The organism is Bradyrhizobium sp. (assembly GCF_035652035.1).
In the GTDB taxonomy this organism is placed as follows: domain Bacteria; phylum Pseudomonadota; class Alphaproteobacteria; order Rhizobiales; family Xanthobacteraceae; genus Bradyrhizobium.
Genome location: NZ_DASREO010000018.1, coordinates 168,862 through 176,073 on the forward strand (window position 1 = coordinate 168,862; position 7,212 = coordinate 176,073).

Here is a 7,212-nt window from a genome sequence, read left to right on the forward strand (position 1 = left end):
TACCTGGTTCTTTCGAATTTCACTCGCCTGGATGGCTCTGCTGGTGTGTGGCATCCCATATGCCTTTTGGGCGATGCATTGAGCCTGCCTCAATCGGTCGCATTATGCTTGCCAGAACATGGCGCTACGATTGCTGCATGGTGAATGATTTCTGGTTCCGCGTCAGCGTCATTGGCCTCGGGGTAGCGCCAGTCCTTTTGGCGATCGGCCTGTTTTTAGACTAGGGCCGCGTTTCCGGAGCAGGGCCGCCTGGGCGGCCTTTTTCATTTGAAGAAAATATCTCGCCTCGCGTCGCGGCGGATCGAACAACCCGATCACATCCAGGCTTTCGGAAGTTGGTGAGCCCTAGTGCCACCAGCGCGGTCGGCATCGGCGAACTGGAGCAGCCGAACAACTTGCGGCTTGATCCATGTCAAGCCTTGATCGGGTGACGACTGCGATGGACTTGTCCCATGACAAAGGGTCCGCACTTTCCGATTTTGCTCCTGCTCCTTGGCGCCATGGCTTTGGGAGAGAGCGAATTTATTTCGATCGCAAAAGCCGATAACGAAGTACCAAAGGAAATGCTGGCCGCACAGATCCGTAATCAGGGAATGGTCTGCGATCAGCCGCAACGGGCCGTGCGGGACGCGAAGCGATCCAGGCCGGATTACGACGTCTGGACTTTGACATGCAAAAACGCGGTTTACCGGATCGGTCGTTATCCCGACCTTGCTGCGCGTGTGGTGCGGCTCCGGTAACAGAAGCAACGATCTCACCAAATACGCACGACTGATGGCGTATTCATTCGGCAGATGGCGCCCGCCAGCTTTTTTGGCCGGGCCACCGGTCGCCCGGATTGGCCTTGATCCATATCAACCTCGATTTTATGGCGAGCTCAGGGTCGATCACTCGGACATCTTCGGCAGGCGGCAGGACCTGAATCAACTTGGACGACAGGACTCGAAGACCCTGACCTCATGAAAGTGCGCGGCTTGAACTGACCATCAAGCCAGGAATTTCAAAGGAGGATTTCAGCATGTCGCTTCGAACCCATATCCTGATTGCCGCCGCAGTCATCATTGGCATGGCGTCTATTGCGGTTGCCTCGAGCGTGGCCTTGGCTCGCGCTCCGGCCGGGACAACCCGCCTCCACCACCACCACCATCATCAAGGCGTCCACCACAGCGGGCAGGTGCAGCACCAGCCACAATCAGGGAAGACGCAGTAGGGCTTCGCTTGCGGTTCTATCCCGGCAAAGATTGAGGAATGCCTTGTCGCGAGCGCAATAACAGGCGAACAAGGCCGGAGGCGCGCATGATGCAGTTCGAAGTCAAGCCGAGGGCGCGTCAGCCCGCGACTGTCCGGACTGCATAAGTAGCGTGGACCGCTGGTTGTTGATGCAGATCAATACTCGCGGGGTCGCCCCTTCGCCCTTGAGCGATCGCGCGACAACACGGTTCCGCGGTCAGCGCGCCGCGGACGTCAGATCTGGTCGAAAGAAAGCGGAGCCGGTCGGCTCCGCCAGATAGGCCGATAGCGCCGCCAAATTGCCGACTTGGGCACCACGCGACTGTTCGGCTCGTCCTTGAACCTCGCCGCGGGCGTCACATGGGGCAGCGAACGTACAACATTTCGATTGGCACCGGCTCCTTGGAAGAGAGCGTCATCGTATTCTTTCCGGTGACTTTCACCTCGAAGGGCACGTCTGAAACGGCGACACCGTCCGAGCACGCCGCAATCACCCGCAGAGCCGCCCCTTCATCGTGCACCGATTTGACGGTGCATTTCTGAAATGTGCCGGTTATCTGCCTGCCCCGGACGATCAATCCGCCCGCGTGGAGATCGGCATCTTGCTGGAACGCAAGCTCGCTGTTCTTCTTGGTAAACACCTGGCTGCAGGCCGAGGCGTCGTTTGTCCAGGCTCCGTTCAAATCTGCCATCTGTGCCGCGGCAGATTGCGCAACGAGAAGCGCTGACAAGACCAACGGATGGAAGGCTCTCATGAAACTCTCCGATCAAATGGTCGATAGGCCTTAAACCGGCCTCCTCGAGCCGTCGGGCGTGGCACCCGCCAGCGTGCCATTTGAGCAACGCCGCGGCGCAAACGGGCTTGATCTGAATCAAGCGCGGCATTTTTCGCCAAATTCATGCTTGGCCCGCCCCAGGCGCGCCCTTTGGGGGAATGCGTCGCCAACGTCGGCGGAACGGCGTTGCGGGCGACGTCGTGAACCTATTCTGAGAAGGATGCGCGCGCGTGAGATGCTGGACACGATCGGTATTGGCGGCTTTCGCAGCCGCCCTGCTGTTTGCCTCGATTGTATCGCCCGCGGCCGATGCCGCAGCGCAGGATGAGACACCGATCACCGGTGAACTTGTGGTCGGCACCAAGGAAGCGCCGCCCTTTGCGATCAAGAACGACAAGGGCGAATGGAGCGGCATCAGCATCGAGCTCTGGCGCAAGGTCGCCGACCAGATCAAGTTGAAATACCGCCTGGTCGATGCCGGCTCGATGCCGGCGCTGCTCGACAGGCTTGAGAAAGGCGACTTCGACGTCGCGGTCGCCGCGATCACAGTGACGCCGGAGCGTGAGCAGCGGATAGACTTTACGCTCCCCTACTTCGAGGCTGGTACGGGTATCGCGGTGCGAGGCGACCACATCGCCAACTGGATGCCGGTGATCCGCTCGCTTGCTTCCTACGGTTTCGTGCAAGCCGCCCTGGCGATGCTGGGGCTCGCCTGCCTCGCCGGCGGGCTGATCTGGCTATTCGAGCATAACACGAATGAAGGTTTCGGAGGCGGCATGGCGCACGGTCTGAGCTCCGGCGTGCTGTGGTCGACCCACACCATGACCCAGCGCCGGGTCGGCGGTGCAGCGCCGACCACGCTTGCGGGGCGCATTGTCGCGATCGTCTGGATGATCGTCTCGGTGATCGCGATCGCCGTGTTCACTGCCGGGCTTACGTCGGCGTTGACGACCAAGCGCCTGCACGGCGCCGTCAACTCAATTGCCGATCTCGAATATGTGCGCGTCGGTGTGGTGCAAGGTGTTTCGACGGAAGACGCGCTGTCGCGCAGGCGCATCAAATTCCAGTCGTTCGCATCGCCTGCAGCAGCCTTCAATGCGTTGCGCGATGGATCGATCGACGCATTCGTCTATGACCGGCCGATCATGGCCTGGATGATCCGGCATAGCGGGTTGGCGGCCGAACTGACCGACGTGACATTCGAACCGCAAAGCTATGCGATTGCGCTCCGCAACGATCGCACATTGCGCAAAGAGCTCAATGTCGCGCTGCTGGAGGCGGAGCAGTCGGATTGGTGGAAGGATATCCTGTTTCGCTATCTCGGCCAGAGGACGAACTGAGAATGGAACTCGAAGATGTGTTCCTCGCATCACAGCCCGTCTAAATATGACTGACTACCTTAGCGCGTACGATAAGCCGGATTAGAATTTCAGACGAATCGGCGGATCGAACGCGACTTGCAGCAAGGGGACATCTGAAATGAGTTAAGCGCGTGGGAGGTCGGCCAGCGTGAGACAAAACGGCACGTCCAAAATCATTGGCTTCGCTTTTGCGGCCGTCATGACCTTTCCGGCCGCAGCCGTTGCGCAAACGTCGACGACGCAGAACCTCGGCGGCGAGAGTGGCGCGCTCGATTTCTTCCGGCCGCCGCCGAACCTTTTCCAGGCCGAGACTGAATACAAGACAGCGCCGGGATCGACCCGCGAAGTGACCAGCGGGATCTGGAATCTGCGCTACGACCACGCCGTCGATTTGCAATCCGGCTGGGTTTTGGTCACCCGGTCCGACTTGCCGTTTCTGACAAAAAATCCGATCTCCAGTTCGAACCCGAATGGCGATTTTGTCAGCGGGATCGGCGATGCCGACGTGCAGGCGGCCCTGATTCACGACATCAATCAGCGATGGGCGTTCGGTTTTGGGATGCGGCTTATCGCGCCGACCGGCGACGACCTCTTGGGTTCGGGCAAGTGGCAGGTGATGCCGATCGTCGGCGCACGTCTTGCGCTGCCGGAGGTCAGCAGCGGCAGCTATTTCGAGCCGCTACTGCGCTACGACGTCAGTGTCGCCGGCGACCCCACCAAGAAGAACATCAGCAATCTGCAATTCGCGCCGACCCTCAATTTCAGCTTGCCGAACCGATGGTTTGTGACGCTATTCCCGAGCACGGACATCCGTATCAACTACGGCGATCCGATCACGGGGCAGACGGGCCGCTGGTTCGTCCCTTTCGACGTCCGCTTCGGCAAGAAGTTTGCGGACAATATTGCGCTGTCGCTGGAAGTCGGCGTTCCGATCGTCAAGGATTATCCGGTCTACAATTTCAAAACGCAGCTCCGGCTCAACGTGACGTATTGATGGGCCCGGAACGCGCGTCCCTTTTTTGCTTCGTCCAATATTGTTCAAATGGACCGCTTTTGAACCATCGCACTCCTTGATTTAGGTCAACGTCGAAAGTTCCCGCATGAGACGAGACTGCATTTCGGTTCATACCCTCATCGGAGCAGCCGGCCATGAGAATGTCCCCACTCCTATTTTCCACGGCGATGTTGACCGTGCTCGTGATCGCTCCCTCAACGGCGCAGCAGACCACTGGGGCTCTTGGTTCGCCCAGCGCCACCACTACGATCGACGGCAAGCAGCTACCGCCTCCCGATCCGGCGTTCGGTGGCGTAATCAAGAACAATGCGCTGCAATCGACTCCCTGGTGGGCGCCGCGCGTGGTGCCGCCGCAGGGCGCGCCCAATATACTGCTGATCATTACCGACGACGCCGGCTTCGGCGTGCCAAGCACCTTCGGCGGTGTTATCCCGACCCCGACGATGGATCGCCTCGCCAGCGAGGGCCTCCGCTATAACCGCATCTTCTCCACAGCGCTGTGCTCGCCGACTCGCGCGGCACTGATCACCGGGCGCAATCACCATTCGGTCGGCTTCGGCGTGATTTCAGAGCAAGCGACCGGATTCCCGGGCTACAACAGCATCATTGGCAAGGACAAGGCGACGATCGGGCGTATCCTGCTCGACAACGGCTATGGCACCTCCTGGTTCGGCAAGGATCACAACACGCCAGCGTTTGCCGCCAGCCAGGTTGGTCCGTTCGACCAATGGCCGACCGGCATGGGCTTCGAGTACTTCTACGGTTTCGTTGGCGGCGACGCGAACCAGTGGCAGCCGAACCTCTTCCGGAATACGACGCAAATCTACCCGTTTCTGGATAAGCCGCCGGGTACCTGGAATCTCGTTACTGCGATGGCTGACGACGCCATCGACTGGATGACGCGGATGCACCAGACCGACCCGTCCAAGCCACTATTTATCAAATACGCGCCCGGTGCCACGCATGCACCGCATCACCCGACCAAGGAATGGGTGGACAAGATCAGCGCGATGCACCTGTTCGATGACGGTTACGAAAAGCTGCGCGAGCGCATCCTCGAGAACCAGAAGCGGCTTGGCGTGATCCCCAAGGATACGAAACTGGCTCCCTGGCCGAAGGACATGCTGAAGCCCTGGGACCAGCTCAGCGCCGACGAAAAAAAGCTCTTCATCCGCCAGGTCGAGGTGTTCGCGGCCTACGCGGCCTACAGCGACTACGAGATCGGTCGCGTCATTCAGCAGTTCCAGGAACTGGGTCGGTTCGACAATACGCTCATCATCTACATCAATGGCGACAACGGCACGAGCGCGGAGGGCGGTCCGCTCGGCACACCGAACGAAGTCGCGTTCTTCAACGGCTTAAACGAGCTGCCGGTCGCTGTGCAGATGAAGTTCTACGATGTCTGGGGAACCGAGCAGACGTACAATCACATGTCCGCCGGCTGGTCGTGGGCGTTCGACACGCCGTTCGACTGGTTCAAGCAGAATGCGTCGAGGCTTGGCGGCATCAACCAGAACATGGTCGTGTCATGGCCGGCGCGCATCAAGGACAAGGGTGCATTGCGTGAGCAATTCGTTCACGTGATCGATGTCGTACCGACGATCCTCGAAGCTGCCGGCATCAAGGCTCCGGACTATGTGGACGGCATCAAGCAGGTGTCGATCGAAGGCACGAGCTTCGCCTACACGTTCGATGCGGCCAACGCCAAGACGGCAGCACGGCATCAGACGCAGTACTTCGAAATGATGGGCCAATGGGCGCTGTACCATGACGGCTGGATGCTAAGCACCAAGGTCAATCGCGCGCCTTGGCAAGCGTTCGGCCCAGCCAATCCGGACCCGCTTAATAACCAGGTGTTCCAGCTCTACGACCTCAGCAAGGATTTCAGCCAGACCGACGATATCGCGGCCGCGAACCCGCAGAAGGTCAAGGAGATGCAGGCGATGTTCATCGCCGAGGCCCAAAAGTACCAGGTTTTCCCGCTCGACGCCTCGGTTGCCGGACGTGTCGTCGCGCCGCGCCCGAACATCACCGCCGGACGCAAGGAGTTCGTCTACACGCGGCCGATGACGGGATTGCCGCAGGGAGATTCGCCGCAACTGCTCAACGCCTCGTACACCATCACGGCTGACATCGTCGTGCCACAAGGTGGGGCCGAGGGTATGATCCTGACCTCAGGCGGGCGCTTCGCCGGCTACGGATTCTACCTGTTACAGGGCAAGCCGGTATTCCTGTGGAACCTGGTCGACCTGGAACGGATCAAGTGGGAAGGGCCGGATGCGCTGTCCCCAGGCCAGCATAGGGTTGAGTTCGATTTCAAGTACGACGGCATTGGTGCCGGCACGCTCGCGTACAACAACTTTACCGGTCTCGCACAACCCGGCACTGGTACGCTGAGAGTCGATGGCAAGGATGTCGCCACCAAACGCATGACGAAGACGCTACCGATGATCCTGCAGTGGGACGAGAGTTTCGATATCGGCTCCGACACGCTGACCGGTGTGAACGATGCCGACTACAAACCGCCGTTCCCGCTTACCGCCAAGCTCAGCAAGCTGACAATCAACGTCGACCGCCCGCAACTGTCGCCGGCGGATATAAAGACCCTGCAGGAGGCGATGCGGGAGAAGGCGAAAGCCGATTGATTGTCGCGGCGCCAAAATCGCGGCCGTCAAGGTCGGCTTTTGGTCGATTGTGTTGAAAAAGTCTTCTGTTGCGCGGGGAGTTGTTCGCTGATTCAGTCCTCATGAGGGGGCTGAATCATGATGGGGCATCAGCAGGTTGAGCAAGCTGCTTTGTTCTATGAGTTCTCGCTCGAGCGCCACGTTCC

The 7,212-nt window shown here is 59.7% G+C and carries 5 protein-coding genes; 4 read left to right on the top strand and 1 reads right to left on the bottom strand.

Going from position 1 to position 7,212, the window contains the following annotated elements; all coding sequences use genetic code 11:
* Positions 1-452 precede the first annotated feature (452 nt).
* The gene (locus VFB05_RS07520) at positions 453-740 is read left to right on the top strand and encodes a hypothetical protein (RefSeq protein WP_325010587.1); all 288 of its coding nucleotides are present in this window, start codon (positions 453-455) and stop codon (positions 738-740) included.
* An 846-nt stretch (positions 741-1,586) separates the two neighbouring features.
* On the opposite strand, the gene VFB05_RS07525 is transcribed toward VFB05_RS07520, so the two are convergent.
* On the bottom strand, positions 1,587-1,985 hold the full coding sequence (locus VFB05_RS07525) for a hypothetical protein (protein ID WP_325010589.1): 399 nt from the start codon (positions 1,983-1,985) through the stop codon (positions 1,587-1,589).
* 251 nt (positions 1,986-2,236) lie between these two features.
* On the opposite strand from VFB05_RS07525, the gene VFB05_RS07530 reads away from it, so the two are divergent.
* From VFB05_RS07530 to VFB05_RS07540, 3 genes are all read left to right on the top strand, one after another.
* Positions 2,237-3,346 carry a transporter substrate-binding domain-containing protein gene (locus VFB05_RS07530; protein WP_325010591.1) on the top strand — a complete coding sequence of 370 codons (1,110 nt, stop codon included), beginning with the start codon at positions 2,237-2,239 and terminating at the stop codon, positions 3,344-3,346.
* Positions 3,347-3,515: 169 nt separating this feature from the next.
* Positions 3,516-4,361, top strand: a complete 846-nt coding sequence (locus VFB05_RS07535; RefSeq protein ID WP_325010593.1) for a hypothetical protein — start codon at positions 3,516-3,518, stop codon at positions 4,359-4,361.
* 161 nt (positions 4,362-4,522) lie between these two features.
* Positions 4,523-7,027 (top strand): arylsulfatase, encoded by a 2,505-nt coding sequence (locus tag VFB05_RS07540; RefSeq protein WP_414643161.1) that lies wholly within the window; start codon positions 4,523-4,525, stop codon positions 7,025-7,027.
* Positions 7,028-7,212: the final 185 nt, after the last annotated feature.